The organism is Dietzia sp. DQ11-71, from assembly GCF_014144995.1.
In the GTDB taxonomy this organism is placed as follows: Bacteria; Actinomycetota; Actinomycetes; order Mycobacteriales; family Mycobacteriaceae; genus Dietzia; species Dietzia kunjamensis.
Genome location: NZ_JAALDT010000098.1, coordinates 1 through 14105 on the forward strand (window position 1 = coordinate 1; position 14105 = coordinate 14105).

Genomic DNA, 14105 nt, shown 5'->3' on the forward strand with positions numbered 1-14105 from the left:
CGAGGGGCGCGACCAGGCGACCGGCTCGGCGCCCGCGGCCACGACCGGCCCCGGCGTGACGGGTGACCCCGTGGGTTCGGAGACCGGTGAGGACCTGACGATCGAGTCCGCCGATCCCGAGGGGCCCTCGGATCAGTCCGCCGACACCTCCCCCGCCGCGGGCAGCGCGGTACCCGGTCCGGCAGCCGGGTCCGCACCGCAGCCCTCGGACGACCAGCCGGTCGGCGAGGCGTCCACGGACGGGACCGCGACCGACAAGTGATCGACCGGGACCCGATCCCCGACGACTCCACAGCCGACGACACCGCCCTCGACGACACCGCACTCGAGGTCATCGCGTCGAGCCTGCCCGAACTGGGTCCCCTGGACGTCCATGCGCTGTACAAACTGCGCGTGGACGTCTTCGTCGCGGAACAGGACTGCCCGTACGCCGAGATCGACGACGTCGACGCCGATCCCGGCACGATTCACCTGCTGGCCCGTGCACCGGACGGCGCGGTCGTCGCGACACTGCGGGTGTTCGGATCGGACGCGGGCGGCGGGGTCATGCACATCGGACGTGTCTGCACGACGCCCGCCTGGCGGGGTCGGGGCATCGCGGCGCGGCTGATCCGCCGTGGGCTCGTGCTGTGCCGGGACCGGCCCGTGGAGATCGGGGCCCAGGCCTATCTGGAGAGGTGGTACGAGCAGTTCGGATTCGCGCGGTGCGGGCCGGACTATCTCGATGGGCGGATCCCCCATCTCCCCATGCGGCGCGACCTCCTAGAATGAGACCCGGCTCACCCCCTTCGATCCCTCCCGAGGACACACATGACGTCTGACGCTCCCTCCGGCTCGCTGGTCAAGGCTCTCCTCCCGGAGAGCGAGATGCCGACGCACTGGTACAACATCCAGACCGATCTCCCCGAGCCCATGGCACCGCACCTGCACCCGGGGACCAAGGAGCCGCTCGGTCCCGAGGACCTCGCCCCGCTGTTCCCGATGTCCCTCATCGAGCAGGAGGTCACGCCGGAGCGCTACATCGAGATCCCCGAGGCGGTGCAGGAGATCTACCGATTGTGGCGGCCGTCGCCCCTGATCCGGGCCCGCCGCCTGGAGAAAGCGCTCGGCACGTCGGCGCGGATCTACTACAAGTACGAGGGCACCAGCCCGGTCGGCTCGCACAAGCCCAACACCGCGGTCGCACAGGCCTACTACAACGCCGCCGAGGGCATCACCAAGCTCACCACCGAGACCGGCGCCGGCCAGTGGGGCGCCTCTCTGGCGTTCGCCGGTCAGGCCTTCGGCATCGAGGTGGAGGTGTGGCAGGTCAAGGCCTCGTTCGAGTCCAAGCCGTACCGCCGGATGCTCATGGAGACCTTCGGCGCCTCGGTCCACCCGAGCCCGTCGGACCTGACCGAGGCGGGACGCTCGTTCCTGGCCAAGGACCCCGACACCCCCGGTTCGCTCGGCATGGCGGTCTCCGAGGCCGTCGAGGTGGCCGCCGGAGACCCCGAGGCCCGCTACTCACTGGGGTCGGTGCTCAACCACGTGTGTCTGCACCAGACCGTGATCGGCGAGGAGGCCCTCAAGCAGCTGGGCATGTTCGGCGAGGACGCGCCCGACTACGTGTACGGCTGCGCCGGTGGCGGCTCCAACCTCGCCGGGTTGGCCTTCCCGTTCATCCGCGAGAACCTCGCCGGTGCCCGGACGCAGATCATCGCCGTCGAGCCCACGGCGTGCCCGTCGCTGACCGAGGGCGAGTTCCGGTACGACCACGGTGACGTCGCCGGCCTGACCCCTCTGATGAAGATGTACACCCTCGGTCAGGACTTCGTCCCGGACCCCATCCATTCCGGTGGCCTGCGCTACCATGGCATGGCGCCGCTGATCAGCCACGTCAAGCACCTGGGCCTGCTCGATTCCATGGCGGTGGAGCAGAACGTCGCGTTCGCCGCGGGCGTGGAGTTCGCCAAGGCGGAGGGCATCGTCCCCGCACCCGAGTCGACGCACGCCCTCGCAGGTGCGATGGCCAAGGCCCGCGAGCACACCGGTGAGGCAGGCACCGGACCGTCGATCGTGATCGGCCTCTCCGGTCACGGCTTCCTCGACCTCCCCGCGTACGAGTCCTTCATCCGCGGTGAGATGGGCTGACGCCTCCGCAGACCCCCCGACCGTTCCACACCCTCGATCACAGGAGCCCCCCTATGACCAAGACCATCGACTTCACCGACCGCGTCGCGATCATCACCGGCGCCGGCGGCGGCCTCGGCCGCGCCTACGCGCTCGCGCTGGCCGAGCGTGGCGCCAAGGTCGTCGTCAATGACCTGGGCGGCGACGTCCACGGCGAAGGTGGCACCCCCTCCCTGGCGCAGCAGGTCGTCGACGAGATCACGGCCGCCGGTGGCGAGGCCATCGTCGACGGCAACGACATCACCGACGAGGCCGCCGTCGCGTCCCTCGTGTCGACGGTGATCGACAAGTGGGGCCGCATCGACGTGCTCATCAACAACGCCGGCATCCTGCGTGACAAGTCGTTCGCCAAGATGGAGATGGACGACTTCCGCAAGGTCGTCGAGGTGCATCTCATGGGCTCGGTCAACTGCACCAAGGCCGTGTGGCCGCACATGGCCGAGGCGGGCTACGGGCGCATCCTCATGACCGCCTCCACCTCCGGGATCTACGGCAACTTCGGCCAGGCCAACTACGGGGCCGCCAAGTCCGGGCTCGTCGGCCTGATGAACGTCCTGGCGATCGAGGGCGCCAAGAAGAACATCAAGGTCAACGCGATCGCCCCCACCGCGGCCACGCGGATGACCGAGGATCTGCTGCCGCAGCGGGTGCTCGACATCATGGGCCCGGAGACCATCGCCCCCGGCGCCCTGTTCATGGTCAGCGAGGACGCCCCCACCAAGACCATCCTCGGTGCCGGCGCCGGCGTGTTCGCCGTGTCCCAGATGGTCGAGTCGCGGGGCGTCTACCTCCCCGACGACGCGCGCACCCCCGAGGTCGTCGCGGAGCGCTGGAACGAGATCGCGGACGTCACCGACGCCAACCCCCTGGAGTCGGCTTTCGAGCAGACCTCCAAGTACGCCGCGCTCGCCGCCCGCGAGCTGGGCCTGCACCTGGAGAGCTGAGGAAGGGCCGCCGCCCCGCCACCCCGGCACCCGCCGGAGCCCCCGCCGGAGCCCCGCCGTCGAGAAGGGCGTTCCGCACACATCCGCCGAGTATGGATGTGCGGAACGCCCTTCTCGTTGAGCGCTGGGCGGGGCCGGAGCGGGCGGCACTGGTGGCGCTGGGGCGGGCGGCGGCGCCGTCTCACTCCTGGTCGGCGAACTGGGTTTCGTAGAGCTCCGCGTAGCGACCACCGGTGGCCAGGAGCTCGGCGTGCGTGCCCGACTCGACCACCCGGCCGGCCTCGAGGACCAGGATCGTGTCGGCGGCGCGCACCGTCGACAACCGGTGGGCGATCACCAACGAGGTGCGGTCGGCCATCGCCTCGCTCAGCGCCTCCTGGACGGCGGACTCGTTGGTGGAGTCCAACGCACTGGTGGCCTCGTCCAGCACCACCACCGACGGGGCGGCGATGAGCAGCCGCGCGATCGTCAGTCGCTGACGCTCACCTCCCGACAGCCGGTAGCCGCGATCACCGATGACGGTGTCGAGACCGTCCGGCAGCGACCGCACGAGATCCTCGAGCCGGGCCCGGCGCAGCGCGTCCCAGACGAGGTCATCGGAGACCTCCGGCCGCGCGAAGGTGAGGTTGGAGCGGATCGTGTCGTGGAAGAGGTGGCCGTCCTGCGTGACCATACCCACCGTGCGCCGCAGCGACGACGAGGTGACCCGACGCACGTCGAGTCCCGACACCCGCACCGCACCCGAGTCGACGTCGTACAGCCGCGGCAGCAGGGAGGCGATCGTGGACTTGCCCGCGCCGGACGACCCGACCAAGGCGATCATCTGTCCCGGTTCGGCGCGGAAGGAGATCCCGTGCAGGACCTCCTGGCCGCCGCGGGTGTCGAGGACCGCGACCTCCTCGAGCGAGGCGAGGGAGACCTTGTCCGCCGAGGGATAGGAGAACGTCACGTCGTCGAACTCGATGGTCGCCGGGCCCTCCGGGATGGCGACGGCGTCGGGGGCGTCGGAGATGAGCGGTTCCAGGTCGAGGACCTCGAAGACCCGCTCGAAGCTGACGATGGCCGTGACGATGTCCATCGGCGCGTTGGCCAGGGAGGTCAACGGGCCGTACAGGCGGGTGAGGAGCAGCGCGAGGGCCACGACGGACCCCGCGTCGAGAGCGCCGTTGAGTGCGAACCACCCGCCGAGCCCGTAGACGAGCGCCAGCGCCAGCGTGGACACCAGGGTCAGCGAGTTCATGAACACACTCATGAGCAGCGCGGTTCGCACGCCGATGCCGCGGACCCGGCCCGCGCGGGCGGAGAACTCCGCCGACTCCGTCTCAGGACGTCCGAAGAGCTTGACCAGGGTCGCGCCGCCGGCGTTGAACCGCTCGGTCATCTGGTCGTTCATCGACGCGTTGAGATCCGAGGCCTCGCGGCGGAGCCGCGCGAGCCGCTTGCCCACGTAGCGGGCCGGGAACAGGAAGATCGGCAGCAGCAGGACGGACAGGACGGTGAGCTGCCAGTTGATACCGGCCATCACGGCCAACGTGAGTACGAGCTGCACCAGGTTCGACACGACCCCGGACAGCGTGTCCGAGAACGCCCGCTGGGCACCCATCACGTCGTTGTTGAGGCGACTGACCAGCGCGCCGGTGCGGGTGCGCATGAAAAAGGCGACCGGCATCGTCTGGACGTGGTCGAACACCGCGCGGCGCAGGTCGAGGATGAGCCCCTCCCCGATCCGTGCGGACCACAACCGGGTGACGACGGCGACGATCGCCTCGATGATCCCGATCGCGGCGATGGCGAGCGCGAGGCCGATCACGACCCGGACCGGCGAGGCCTCGACGATCGCGGTGACCACGCGGCCGGCGAGCAGCGGTGTCGCCACGGCGAGGGTGGCCCCGAAGACGGAGAGCACCAGGAAGAAGACGATGCGCCGGGTGTGCGGGCGGGCGAACTGTCCGATCCTGCGGAAGTTCTCGCGGGTGAACACACTGCGGTCCAGCGCGATGTTGTTGTTCTCGGCCCGCATCAGCGTGCGCATGGCGGCCTGCTGCATCGTCACGTAGCGGTACTCCTCCCGCGCCGGAGAGGGGCCCCGACGACCGTTCGGTACAACCCGGCACGGGGCCCACGTATTCCGGCCCGCGACCGCGGTGGCGTTCCTCGTCGTCGTCGCCCCGATCCGGTCTTTGGACAAAATCTGGGGTGATGTCTAGACACGGCGGGGGAATTTGTCTAATGTCAGGGGCAACACAGTGGCATACGCCACACCCTGTTGACCCGGAGGTCGTCTGCGATGTCCAGCACCGAGTACATCAGCCCCACCGACGGGGCACCGCACACCCACCACGAGGCGGACGCCGCCGTCGAGCCCTACGCGTGGACCGACGCCAAGCGGTACCTGTGGCTGCTCGGACTCATCCCCGCGATGGGTCTGTTCGTGTCGATGCCGATCGTCGCCGGCTTCAACGCCCTCGGCTGGGGCGTGGCGGCCACCGTCGCCTGGTTCCTCCTCCCCTTCCTCGTCTACGTCGCGATCCCCCTCGGGGACCTCGCCGTCGGCGCCGACGGTGAGAACCCGCCCGACGAGGTCATGGACAAGCTCGAGGCCGACCCGTTCTACCGGTGGTGCACGTACCTGTACATCCCCTTCCAGTACGCGTCCCTCATCGCGGCCGCCTACCTCTGGTCCGCCGACGACCTGTCGTGGCTGGGCTACGACGGGGGACTCGGGATCGCCGCCTCGATCGGCGTCGCCTGGACCGTCGCGATCACCGGCGGGATCGGGATCAACACCGCCCACGAGCTCGGGCACAAGATCGCCGGCAGCGAGAAGTGGCTGTCCAAGGTCGCCCTGGCCACCACCGGCTACGGACACTTCTTCATCGAGCACAACCGCGGACACCACGCGCGTGTCGCCACTCCGGAGGATCCGGCCAGCTCGCGCTTCGGTGAGTCGTTCTGGGCCTTCCTCCCGCGCAGCGTGTTCGGGTCGCTGACGTCGGCCTGGCACCTGGAGTCCGAGCGGCTCCGGCGGCTGGGCAAGAGCCCGTGGACCCTGCGCAACGACAACCTCAACGCCTGGCTCATGACGGTCGTGCTCTTCGGCGGACTCATCGCCGTGTTCGGCTGGGAGATCGCGCCGTGGCTCATCGTGCAGGCCGTCTTCGGCTTCTCGCTGCTGGAGGTCGTCAACTACCTCGAGCACTACGGCCTGCTCCGCCAGAAGACCTCCGCCGGCCGCTATCAGCGCTGCCGCCCGGAGCACTCGTGGAACTCCGACCACCTGGTGACCAACATCTTCCTCTACCACCTGCAGCGTCACTCCGACCACCACGCCAACCCCATGCGTCGCTACCAGGTACTGCGCAGCTTCGAGCAGGCCCCGCAGCTGCCCTCGGGCTACGCCACGATGATGGTCCTGGCCTACGTGCCGCCGCTGTGGCGCAAGGTCATGGACAAGCGCGTCCTGGCCCACTACGACGGCGACATCACCCGCGCCAACATCCAGCCGTCCAAGCGCGAGAGGATCCTCGCCCGGCACGGCGCCGGGTCGACGGCGGTCGCCGAGCAGATCGTCGCGGACACCGACATCGCGACCGATCAGACCTCACCGACCGGTGAGTACGTGTGCCCCAACTGCGGGAACCACTACTCGGAGGCCGCCGGGCTGCCGCGCGAGGGTTTCCCCGCCGGGACCCCGTGGTCGGCCATCCCCGACAGCTGGCGGTGCTCGGACTGCGGCGTCCGCGACAAGGTGGACTTCCTGCCCGTGAAGTGACCCCCGCGTGCGGGGCTCCGATCGGCCCTCCGCCGCCCGGCCCACGGGATCAGGAACAATGGACACCATGCCCCGTCACCGCCCCACAAGTGACCGACGCTCCCCCGGCGACCCCCGCGGGGAGCGTCGGTCACTGCGCTCCACCGTGTTCGAGGCCATGCACGAGCTGCTGGGCTCGCACGACTGGCCCTCGGTGACCATGTCCGACGTGGCCAAGGCCGCCGGTCTCAGCCGGCAGACCCTGTACAGCACCTTCGGCAACCGTCAGGGACTGGCCCAGGCGTACGCACTCCAGCTGTCGGAGACCTTCGCCGGGGAGATCCGCGACTCGATCATCCGCCACCCGGGGCAGATCGAGACCGCGCTGAACGAGGGGATCAACGGGTTCCTCCTGTCGAGCCGGAACGACCCGCTGGTCCGCGCCCTGCTCACCGGCGACATCAAACCGGACCTCCTGCGCCTCATCACGACCGAGGCCGGGCCGCTCATCGAACGGGCCACCGAGGTGCTCACCCCCGCCCTGTCCGACAGCTGGATGCGCATCGAGGAAGCCCAGGCACGGCTCGCGGCGTCGATCATCGCCCGGATCGGCATCAGCTTCATCTCACTGCCGCCCAACGACCCCGACCAGCTGGCGTCGGGCCTCACCGAGGTCATCGCCCCGTATCTCCAGAAGGTCATTCAGGTCGACGTCCAGGGGTGAGCCCCCGGCCCCGCAGGGCCGGGGCGCTCTACGCGCCGTCGGCGATGGTCGACCGCGCACCCGGCTGTCCCGGCACCGGGACGCTCGCCTCGAGGAACAGTCCCCGCGCCTCCACGCACAGCCGGTCGCCGGCGTGGATGGTGGCGTGCGTCCACGTCTTGCGGCCGTCGACCTCGTGCACCCAGGCCCGGAACGTCAGCGGCTGGAGCAGCGGCGTGGGCGAGCGATAGTCGATCTCGTAGTGCGCCGTCATCCCGAAGCGGCCACCCCAGTGGTTGGCGAAGCCCATCATGTGGTCGATGACGAGCGCGCTGATCCCCCCGTGGACACACGCCGGCGGGCCCTGGTAGACGGGACCGAGGGTCACCTCCGCCATCACCGACCCGTCGTCACAGCCGTGGAACTGCACCGGCGGGGCGATCGGGTTCTCCTGCCCGCCGACCGGGTTCGAGCGACGGGTCCCGGCACCCGTCCACATGTTCTCCAGCCGACGTGAGGGCGATGGGACTCGCGGCTCCAGCAGATCAGCGACTTCGGCCAGGCGGTCGGCGATGTCCCCGAGCTCGACCTCGGAGTGCGCCAACGCCGCCGTCGCCTCCCGCAACCTGCGCAGTTCGGCCACCGCGCGGTCCAACTCCGGGTCCGCCGGCGGCAGCTCGGGGACGGGGATCGGGTCGAAGGAGTCCCCGAACCGGCTCCGCGCGGCGTCGAGGGAGAACTGGTCCGGATCCAACCCCGGGAGGGGTACTCCACCGAATCCGGGACGATCGCTCTGTTTGGTCATACTCTTAGAGTATGTCGACACCTGTCAACCCGAAGCCGTTCGATCCCGTTACCTATGGCCCGTGGGCCCTCGTCGTGGGCGGAAGTGAGGGCGTGGGCGCCGAGATCGCGTTCCGCCTCGCCGATCAGGGCGTGTCCTCCGTGGTCGTCGCCCGCAAGGCCGGGCCCCTCGAGGAGACCGCCGAGGCCGTCCGCGCCAAGGGCGTCGAGTGCCGGGTCGTGTCCGTCGACCTCACCGAGCCCGGCGCCACCGAGGGCATCGCCGCGGCCTGCGAGGGCCTCGACCTGGGGCTGCTCGTCCTCAACGCCGGCGCCAACACGTACGGCTCCGAGTTCGTCGAGTCCGACATGACCCAGGTTCAGAAGGTCATCGACCTCAACATCACCTCGCCGATGCAGATCATCCGGCAGTTCGGCCCCGCCCTCAAGGCCCGCGGCCGCGGCGGCATCGTGGTGATGGGCTCGATGGCCGGCTACCTCGGCCACGCCGACATGAGCGTGTACTCCGCGGCCAAGGCGTTCAGCCGGGTCTTCGTCGAGGGCCTGTGGCTCGAGATGCGCGAGCACGGCGTCGACGTCGTCGAGGTCATCCTCGGCGTCGTCCGCACCCCCGCGATGATCCGCGCCGGCCTGGACATGGACCTGCCCGGCTTCACCGTCAGCGAGCCCACCGAGGTCGCCGAGGAGGTCCTGGCGTCCATCGGCAACGGCCCGATCCACGTCTGCGGCGGCGAGAACAACCGCAAGGGCGTCGAGTTCTCCTCCGGCGTCGACCGGGGACGGATCGTGGCCGGATCCCACAAGCGGATGACGGCGCTGCGCGGGAACTGAAGTCCGACGCGACGCACGCGTCGGTGCCCGGCCGCGGATGCTCCTATGGATGTCAAGCGGCTTTGGCGAGGTCGGCGGTGGTCGGTGCTTTGGTGGCGGGGTCGCGAGCCTGTAGGTCGTTGATCAGGGCATGGTAGATCTCGCGCGCGATGTGGCGTTTGAGGCAGCGCATGATGTCTTTCTTGGACAGGCCTTGCGCGGTTCGTCGGTCAACGTATGAGCGGGTGCGTTCGTCCCATCGCATGCGGCTCAGTGCGATGGTATGCAGGGCGTGGTTCGCGGCCCGGTCGCCACCGCGGTTGAGTCGGTGTCGGTCTCGTCGTCCTGAAGAGGCAGGGATCGGGGCCACGCCGCACAGGTGCGCGAACGCCGCTTCGGAGCGCAGCCTGTCTGGGTTGTCGCCCGCGGTGGCCAGAAGCTGCCCGGCGACGTCAGGTCCCACGCCCATGCGGTTCATCAGGGTCGGAGCCGTCTGCGCGGTCAGGGCTTTTAGCTCGACGTCGAGGTCGGCGATCTCCTCACTCAGTGCCAGGATCCGGCGGCTCAGAATGCGTAGTGCCGCCTTGGTCGCGCCGAGGGGACTAGCGAGGTCGCTGGGACGGAACCGGGCGCAGACTGCGGCCAGCTCGCGGGCGGGCAGGCCACGCAACTGGGCTCGCAATTCCTCCGGAGCGGTGATCACCAGCTGCCTGGCCTGATTGATCGCTTGGGTGCGGGCCTTGACCGCGGAGCGCCGAGGCACACGCAAGGCCCGGACCGCCTCCACGATCCCGTCGCGGGTCTTCGGCACGCCAGTGGCACGCCCGGAGGCGACCGCGGTAGCAGCGGCATAGGCGTCTATCGGGTCGGACTTGCCCTTCATCCGCCGGGTCTTGCGGTCGGGTCGGTCGACTTCGACCACCGGTAGTCCGGCCCGGGCCAACACCCGAGACAGCTCGGCGCCGTAGGCTCCGGTGCCCTCGACCCCAACGGCCTGCACGGTGCCGTGGCCGCCGAGCCATGAAAGTAGCTGCCGGTACCCGGAACCCGTGGCCGGGAACTCTCGGTCGGCCAGATGCCGCCCGAGGGAGTCGATCACCGCCGCGTGATGGGTCTGACCATGCGTATCCACTCCGGCGATGACATGCACGTGCTGATCGGACATCATGGTCACTGCTGCCTTTCTCGTTGATCCCGGTGGGGCAGCACGCGCCGGCCAGGCGGGCGGACAAGACAGTGGCGGGGCTTCTGAACCAAGCTCCTATGAGGTCACAAACGCCCGTCCGGTCGCGTGCGTAGCGATCCCCCGAGCGGGCCGACAAATCCGCTTCTAGTCAGCCACCGCGACGGTCAGCCCGTGAGTCAGACCCGCCCGAAGAACCACTACACACATCATCACTGTCAGCCCTCGATGGGCCGGCCGCGGTCGGCGTCCCGGATACCCCTCGGCTCGATGAACAACGCCTCAGCCGTCGCGCAGAGGGTCTCGCCGGTGTGGAGGGTCGCGGTCGCCCAGATCTTGCGGCCCTCCACCCGTTCCTGCCGCGCCTCGAACCGCAGCGGGGCGAACAGTGGCGTCGGCGACTTATACGAGATGCGCAGGTCCGCGGTCATGCCGACACTCTCCGACGCGGCGTTCGCCAGCCCCAGCATCTCGTCGAAGATCAGCGCGACGATCCCGCCGTGGACGCAGCCGGGAGGCCCCTGGTACTCGATACCCAGGGTGAGGTCGGCCCGCACGGTCGCATCGGGGAACACCACCGGCTCCAGCGGCGGGGACACCGGGTTCCGGCTGCCGGTCGCCGGGTTGGCCGCCAGGTGCTCCGGCACACCCCAGGTGGCGTACTCCGACGGCCGCACCACGGTGCCCACGGTCTCGAGGTGCTCGACCAACCCGCGCACGGTGGCCACGGCGTCGTGGACGTCCTCGTAGACGGACCCGGCGACCAGGCCGCGGAGTCGGCGCAGCTCGCGGGCCAGCTCGGTCGCGCCGGACGCATCGGGGTCCTGGCGCAGGAAGGGAGTGCCCTCATCGCTCGCACCGGCGGGGTCCGCGGTGCCGAGGGGGCGGTCGCCCGGGGCGGTGGGGTCGGAAGGGCCGGAGTCGGTCGTCACGGCAACAGAATCTACTCTGCGCCCCGGGGTCAGCCCTCGCCCGCGCCCTCATCCCGGTGCTGCCGGTACGCCGCCACCCACTCCGCGGGCATGACGAACAGCCCCTCGGCGGTGGCGCAGAGGCGATCTCCCGCGTGGACCGCGCCCTGCGACCACACCTTCCGGCCGTCCACCCGGACCTGACGGGCGGTCACCACGATCGGCTCGAGGATGGGCGTGGGGCTGCGGTAGTCCAGGTCCAGGTACATCGTCATCCCGGTGGTCCCCGCGTGGTGGTTGACCCGGCCCAGCGCCGCGTCGAACAGCAGGGCCACGACACCGCCGTGAACACACCCCGGGGGGCCCTGGTACTCCAGCCCGAGCGTCATCTCGGCCCTGAGCGTCCCGTCGTCCAGCAACTCGAACTCGGCCGGCGGGGCGAGGACGTTGGACCGGCCGATGATCGGGCAGTTGGAGGCGTACCGACGCTCCCGCCAGTTGACCTCCTGCCGCTGCTCGGGGCTCGCCGACGCGGCCTCCAGCTCGTCGGCCACCCTGCGGATCCGATCGGTCAGCGGGCCCAGGTCGGTGTCGAACATGCCGCCGGTGGTGAGCGCGCGGATCCGGCGCACCTGCTCCACCAGGGCGTAGAGGCCGGCCTCGTCGTCGTCGTCCCTGTCGACCGGACGGCCAGTACCGCGCGCCGGGTCCAACGGCCCCAGATCCACCGTCGGCCGGTCGCGCCGCACGACGGCCCCCGGCTCGACAGTCCCCGGCTCGACGGTCACCGGGTCGTTCATGCCGGCGCCGACCCGGTCACATCGCCGGCCGCCACCGTGTCGGTGACCCCGGCCGCACCGCGGCCCGCACGCCGGCCGAAGAACGAGCCGTCGCCCAGGGACGTACCGGAGATGTAGCCGTCGCCGTGCAGACCGTGCGTGCACCGCCCGGCCGCGAACAGGCCCGCGATGGGCTCGCCCGCGCGGTCCAGCACGCGCGACTGCAGGTCCGTGTGGAGTCCCCCGAGCGTGAACCCCTGCGCCTTGAGGGGCAGGCCGTTGAAGGTGTCCGGCCCCCCGGCACCCGTCGGGTAGGCACCGAACGGCGGCTCGAGCGGGCGCACCCACCGGGCGTTCTTTCCGAACTGCGGGTCCTCGCCACGCTCGGCGCCGGCGTTGTATCGGCGCAGCTGGTCGGCCAGCGCATCGGCGGGCAACCCGCAGTCGGCGGCGAGCTCCTCGATGGTCTCGGCGGCGTGCATGGGCTGCATACCCCACAGTTCGGACTCCGGGACGTCCTCGATGCCCTTCTCGTCGATGATCACCCACACCGGCGGGCGGCGGTGATACACGGCCGCGTGGCAGTACAGGCCCGGGTAGACCTCCTCGTTGATGAAGCGCTGCCCGTCGCCGTCGACGAGCATCGCGCCCACCACCAGGCGGGGGATGACGAGCATCGCGGTCTCGGTCTGGTGCATGCGGCGCACGGCCGCGCCGGCCTCGATGCCCATCTCGATGCCGGAGCCGTCGTCGCGGCCGTCGGAGACCTTGTCCTTGCCCAGCTGCTGCGGCGCCCACTGTTCGAGCATCCGGTCGTTGTCCACGAACCCGCCCGTCGCCAGCACGACGCCGCCGGTGGCGCGGTACTCGCGTTCCTCGGAGAACTGCGTGGCCCGGACGCCCACCACGCGTCCGTCCTCGACGATGAGCGAACGCGCCTTGACGTCGCACTGCAGGTCGACGCCGGCCTTCTGCGCCGTGGCCACGAGGGAGTCCATGAGCACGTTCCCGGCGAAGTTCGGGGCGGGCGGCCGGTGACCGCGCGCTGCCGGGGTGGCCAGGGACGCGTAGGGCTCCGCCCGCTCCCCCATCCACATCAGGCCCGAGTCGTCGCCCGGCATCCAGGTGGGGGTGTCCCACAACTTCCGGTTGAACACCGCTCCGTGCGAGACCAGCCAGTCGTGGTGCTCGACGGCCCCCGCGCAGTAGTCGGCGATCTTCGCCTCGTCGGCGTTGGGCCCGAGCGCGGCCAGGAGGAACGCGCGCATGTCCTCCTCGGTGTCGGCGATGCCCAGGGCCTGCTGGGTGGCCGTGCCGCCCCCCAGGTAGACCTCGCCGCCCGACTGCGCCGAGGAGCCGCCCGGTCCGGAGGCGCCCTCCAGAGCGATGACCGTCGACCCGGCCTCGGCGGCCTCGATCGCCGCGCAGGCGCCGGCGATTCCCATCCCCACCACGATGACGTCCGCCGTCATCACGGCGGGACGGTTGTCTGCACTCATGTCCGTCATGGTCTGCACACTACTTGTAACGTGTTTCAGTTAGTGCATTAATGTCGGGTTCATGATTGATGGTTCCGACACCGCCCGTCTGGACGCCCTCGAGGCGAGGCTCACCTCGACCGAGAACGGTCTCGCCACCGCGCGGGCCGAGCTGGCCCGCGCGGCCGACGAGCTGGCCGTACTGCGCCTACTGGCCTCCTACTCCCCCCGCGTCGACTCCGGCGACGCCGAGGGCGTGGCCGAACTGTGGACCGAGGACGGCGTCTACGACGTGGACACCGGCGTACTCGAGGGGCACGAGGGGCTGCGGGAGATGGTGCACGGGGACGCGCACCAGGGACTCATCGCGCACGGGTGCGGGCACGTCCCCAGCCTGCCGGTCGTGCTGCTGGACGGGGACCGCGCGGTGGCGACCGGCTACACCCAGCTCGTGGTGCGCTCGTCGCGCCCCGGGCGCTACACGGTGATGCGGGTGACGGCGAGTCGGTGGGAGCTGGAGCGGCGCGGTCGGGTGGACGCGCCGGACCGCGGGTGGCGGGTCGTGCTGCG

Annotated in this window: 13 protein-coding genes and 1 pseudogene; 8 read left to right on the forward strand and 6 right to left on the reverse strand. The window is 70.3% G+C overall.

Annotation, left to right across the window (positions count from 1 at the left end; all coding sequences use genetic code 11):
- From G6023_RS03955 to G6023_RS03970, 4 genes and pseudogenes are all read left to right on the forward strand, one after another.
- Positions 1-262 (forward strand): annotated as a pseudogene (locus tag G6023_RS03955) (hypothetical protein); the annotation flags it as partial.
- Complete coding sequence (locus G6023_RS03960) at positions 259-771, forward strand: GNAT family N-acetyltransferase (RefSeq protein ID WP_253696049.1); 513 nt, start codon at positions 259-261, stop codon at positions 769-771. The pseudogene G6023_RS03955 and the gene G6023_RS03960, both read left to right, overlap by 4 nt.
- A gap of 39 nt (positions 772-810) precedes the next feature.
- Positions 811-2133, forward strand: coding sequence for a TrpB-like pyridoxal phosphate-dependent enzyme (locus G6023_RS03965; protein WP_182634146.1), 1323 nt, complete (start codon positions 811-813; stop codon positions 2131-2133).
- 53 nt (positions 2134-2186) lie between these two features.
- Positions 2187-3116 (forward strand): SDR family oxidoreductase, encoded by a 930-nt coding sequence (locus G6023_RS03970; protein ID WP_067716521.1) that lies wholly within the window; start codon positions 2187-2189, stop codon positions 3114-3116.
- Positions 3117-3297: 181 nt separating this feature from the next.
- On the opposite strand, the gene G6023_RS03975 is transcribed toward G6023_RS03970, so the two are convergent.
- Positions 3298-5163, reverse strand: coding sequence for an ABC transporter ATP-binding protein (locus G6023_RS03975; RefSeq protein ID WP_067716547.1), 1866 nt, complete (start codon positions 5161-5163; stop codon positions 3298-3300).
- 240 nt (positions 5164-5403) lie between these two features.
- On the opposite strand from G6023_RS03975, the gene G6023_RS03980 reads away from it, so the two are divergent.
- Complete coding sequence (locus G6023_RS03980; protein ID WP_067716525.1) at positions 5404-6888, forward strand: fatty acid desaturase; 1485 nt, start codon at positions 5404-5406, stop codon at positions 6886-6888.
- 58 nt (positions 6889-6946) lie between these two features.
- Positions 6947-7591, forward strand: a complete 645-nt coding sequence (locus G6023_RS03985) for a TetR/AcrR family transcriptional regulator (RefSeq protein WP_069389595.1) — start codon at positions 6947-6949, stop codon at positions 7589-7591.
- Positions 7592-7619: 28 nt separating this feature from the next.
- On the opposite strand, the gene G6023_RS03990 is transcribed toward G6023_RS03985, so the two are convergent.
- On the reverse strand, positions 7620-8375 hold the full coding sequence (locus G6023_RS03990; RefSeq protein WP_067716530.1) for a PaaI family thioesterase: 756 nt from the start codon (positions 8373-8375) through the stop codon (positions 7620-7622).
- Positions 8376-8386: 11 nt separating this feature from the next.
- On the opposite strand from G6023_RS03990, the gene G6023_RS03995 reads away from it, so the two are divergent.
- Positions 8387-9205, forward strand: a complete 819-nt coding sequence (locus tag G6023_RS03995) for an SDR family NAD(P)-dependent oxidoreductase (RefSeq protein ID WP_069389594.1) — start codon at positions 8387-8389, stop codon at positions 9203-9205.
- Between the two features lie 52 nt (positions 9206-9257).
- On the opposite strand, the gene G6023_RS04000 is transcribed toward G6023_RS03995, so the two are convergent.
- From G6023_RS04000 to G6023_RS04015, 4 genes are all read right to left on the reverse strand, one after another.
- Positions 9258-10349: an IS110 family RNA-guided transposase gene (locus tag G6023_RS04000; protein WP_187699930.1), complete on the reverse strand. Its 1092-nt coding sequence runs from the start codon at positions 10347-10349 to the stop codon at positions 9258-9260.
- Between the two features lie 236 nt (positions 10350-10585).
- Positions 10586-11299, reverse strand: a complete 714-nt coding sequence (locus tag G6023_RS16140; protein WP_067720214.1) for a PaaI family thioesterase — start codon at positions 11297-11299, stop codon at positions 10586-10588.
- 29 nt (positions 11300-11328) lie between these two features.
- Positions 11329-12078: a PaaI family thioesterase gene (locus G6023_RS04010; RefSeq protein WP_182634147.1), complete on the reverse strand. Its 750-nt coding sequence runs from the start codon at positions 12076-12078 to the stop codon at positions 11329-11331.
- Positions 12075-13565, reverse strand: coding sequence for an FAD-dependent oxidoreductase (locus G6023_RS04015; RefSeq protein ID WP_182634148.1), 1491 nt, complete (start codon positions 13563-13565; stop codon positions 12075-12077). The genes G6023_RS04010 and G6023_RS04015 overlap by 4 nt, the downstream gene beginning before the upstream one ends.
- 52 nt (positions 13566-13617) lie before the next feature.
- On the opposite strand from G6023_RS04015, the gene G6023_RS04020 reads away from it, so the two are divergent.
- A partial coding sequence (locus G6023_RS04020; RefSeq protein WP_182634149.1) for a nuclear transport factor 2 family protein occupies positions 13618-14105 on the forward strand: 488 nt, incomplete at its 3' end.

Bases quoted from the DNA above. Each gene is read 5' to 3' on its own strand.
- G6023_RS04000 (WP_187699930.1), bottom strand. From the start codon at position 10,349: ATGTCCGATCAGCACGTGCATGTCATCGCCGGAGTGGATACGCATGGT.
- G6023_RS03975 (WP_067716547.1), bottom strand. From the start codon at position 5,163: ATGCAGCAGGCCGCCATGCGCACGCTGATGCGGGCCGAGAACAACAAC.
- G6023_RS03970 (WP_067716521.1), top strand. From the start codon at position 2,187: ATGACCAAGACCATCGACTTCACCGACCGCGTCGCGATCATCACCGGC.
- G6023_RS03980 (WP_067716525.1), top strand. From the start codon at position 5,404: ATGTCCAGCACCGAGTACATCAGCCCCACCGACGGGGCACCGCACACC.
- G6023_RS03985 (WP_069389595.1), top strand. From the start codon at position 6,947: ATGGACACCATGCCCCGTCACCGCCCCACAAGTGACCGACGCTCCCCC.
- G6023_RS04010 (WP_182634147.1), bottom strand. From the start codon at position 12,078: ATGAACGACCCGGTGACCGTCGAGCCGGGGACTGTCGAGCCGGGGGCC.
- G6023_RS03995 (WP_069389594.1), top strand. From the start codon at position 8,387: ATGTCGACACCTGTCAACCCGAAGCCGTTCGATCCCGTTACCTATGGC.
- G6023_RS04015 (WP_182634148.1), bottom strand. From the start codon at position 13,565: ATGACGGACATGAGTGCAGACAACCGTCCCGCCGTGATGACGGCGGAC.
- G6023_RS03965 (WP_182634146.1), top strand. From the start codon at position 811: ATGACGTCTGACGCTCCCTCCGGCTCGCTGGTCAAGGCTCTCCTCCCG.
- G6023_RS03990 (WP_067716530.1), bottom strand. From the start codon at position 8,375: ATGACCAAACAGAGCGATCGTCCCGGATTCGGTGGAGTACCCCTCCCG.